Here is a 1854-nt window from a genome sequence, read left to right as displayed (position 1 = left end):
CCGCCCCTGAGGTGCCCGTCACCGGCCGCCCTGCCGTGCCCGGACAGCGCGCCGCTGCTCCCAGCGCTGCTTTCGGGGCCTCTTCCCCGCATCTGGCGAGCCTCGACGAGCTGGGCGCCGAGGACACCGACCCCGACTGGTGGCGTGTCGACCCCAGCCCCTTCGGCAGCGGCCCCGGGGGCAGCAACGCCGTCGCGGCGGGGGAGCCGGTGCCCGGTTTCGTCGGCGGCATCGAGTTGCCCGAGCTCCTCAAGCCGCCCACCGGGGACGACGAGCCGACGAGACCGCACGCCCCGAACACCCCCCACGCGCCGCAGGCCGTCCCCGCGGGTTCGGCGGCTCCCGGCGCCCCGGCGGCCGAACAGGCCCCCGGTGCCCCGGGCGCCTCCGGTGCCCCGGGCGCCTCCGGGGCCCCCGGCGCCTCCGGGGTGGCGCCCGGGCTGGGCGCCCTCCTCCTGTGGCGGCGCCGCCGGCGCACCAAGGGCGAGGCCGTCGCCCGCCGCGGCGGGTTCGTGGAGCTGGCGGCAGCCGTCCTGCTGGTGGTGGGGGCCGTCATCGGTTCGCTGGTCCCGCTGGCCGCAGGGTGGCTGGCCGCCTGGTGGTCGCCCAAGTTGAGCCGTACCGAGGCCAAGTGGGCGGCCCTGGGCATGCCGGGGCTCGTCCTGACGGGGGCCGGCGTGTGGCTGTGGGGCCGTACCGAGGGCCGGTGGGGCGAGCCGCTGGCCCAGGGCGGCGACGCCCTGCGGGAGGCGATGGGTGACATCTTCCCCGTCTTCCTCCGCGTGGCGGCGGCGGCCACCGCCCTCTACCTGGTGTGGCGCGCCCGCAGGACCGCGGCCGGGTAGGAGCGCCCGCCGAGGCCCGCCCCCCGGCGTCACGTGGTCAGGTCCGCCTCCAGTTCGTCCAGGATCTGGTCGGCGGCGGTGTAGCCGATGCCCTGGATCCACAGTTCGTCCTCGACGTGGAAGGCGCGGTCGTTCTCGACCGCGCGCATGTTCTTCCACAGGGGGCTGGCCACGGCCTTCTTCTCGCCGGACTTGGCCGGGTCGCCGTAGGAGGTGTAGAAGAGGACGTCGGCGTCGCCCTTGTCGATCTGTTCGGGGCTGACCTCCATGGCGAGGCCGCCGAAGTCCTTGGCCTGCTTCGCGGCGGGCGGGCGGGAGAGTCCGACGTCCTCGAGGATCGTCGCGATGTAGGCCTTCTCGCCGTAGACGCGGGTGTCGGCGCCCTCCTGGAAACGGAGGACCCCGGCCTCGATCCCGGCGGCCTTCTTCTTGCCGCCGAGCGCCTCGGTGACCTGCGCGGTGTGGTCCGCGTAGTCGGCCAGCACCTTCTCGGCCTCGGCCTTCTTGCCGAGCGCCGCCGCGTGCACCTGGAAGTTCTCCTTCCAGGGGTAGCCGGTGCTCCGGGTCATCACGGTCGGTGCGATCTTCGACAGCTCGTCGTAGCGGCTGCCGTCGCGCTCCTTGTTGGTGAGGATGAGATCGGGGTCGAGCGCGAGGATCTTCTCCAGGCTGGGCTGGGCGATCACTCCGACGTTCTCGACGCCCTTCAGTTCGTCCTCGGGCAGGTAGCTCAGGAAGGGCTTGCCGGGCTGGGCGGTCGTCGCGCCGACCGGCTTGACGCCGAGAGTGACGGCCGAGTCCAGTTCGGCGGTGTCCAGGACGACGACCCGTTCCGGGTGGTCGGGCACGTCGACGGGTCCTGCGGCGGTCTTGACGGTGTGCGTGCCGCCCTTGGCGCTGTCCGTGCCGCCGGAGCCGGACCCCGTGTCGGAGCCGCAGGCGGTCAGGGCGAGGGCGGAGGCCAGGACGAGGGCCGTGCCCGCGGCGGCGCGGCCCKCGYCAAGGGCGG

At 74.5% G+C, this 1854-nt stretch carries 1 protein-coding gene and 1 pseudogene; one reads left to right on the top strand and one right to left on the bottom strand.

What is annotated here, in order from left to right; genetic code table 11:
- A pseudogene (locus AB8Z75_RS34630) lies at positions 1-845 on the top strand (hypothetical protein); the annotation flags it as partial.
- 29 nt (positions 846-874) lie between these two features.
- Here the strand turns inward: AB8Z75_RS34630 and AB8Z75_RS34625 are convergent.
- Positions 875-1810 carry an ABC transporter substrate-binding protein gene (locus tag AB8Z75_RS34625; RefSeq protein ID WP_369209061.1) on the bottom strand — a complete coding sequence of 312 codons (936 nt, stop codon included), beginning with the start codon at positions 1808-1810 and terminating at the stop codon, positions 875-877.
- Positions 1811-1854 lie beyond the last annotated feature (44 nt).

The sequence above is a fragment of the Streptomyces sp. PU-14G genome (genome assembly GCF_041028275.1).
In the GTDB taxonomy this organism is placed as follows: domain Bacteria; phylum Actinomycetota; class Actinomycetes; order Streptomycetales; family Streptomycetaceae; genus Streptomyces.
The sequence above is the reverse complement of the archived record's forward strand: the minus strand, read 5'-3'. Positions and strand labels throughout refer to the sequence as shown.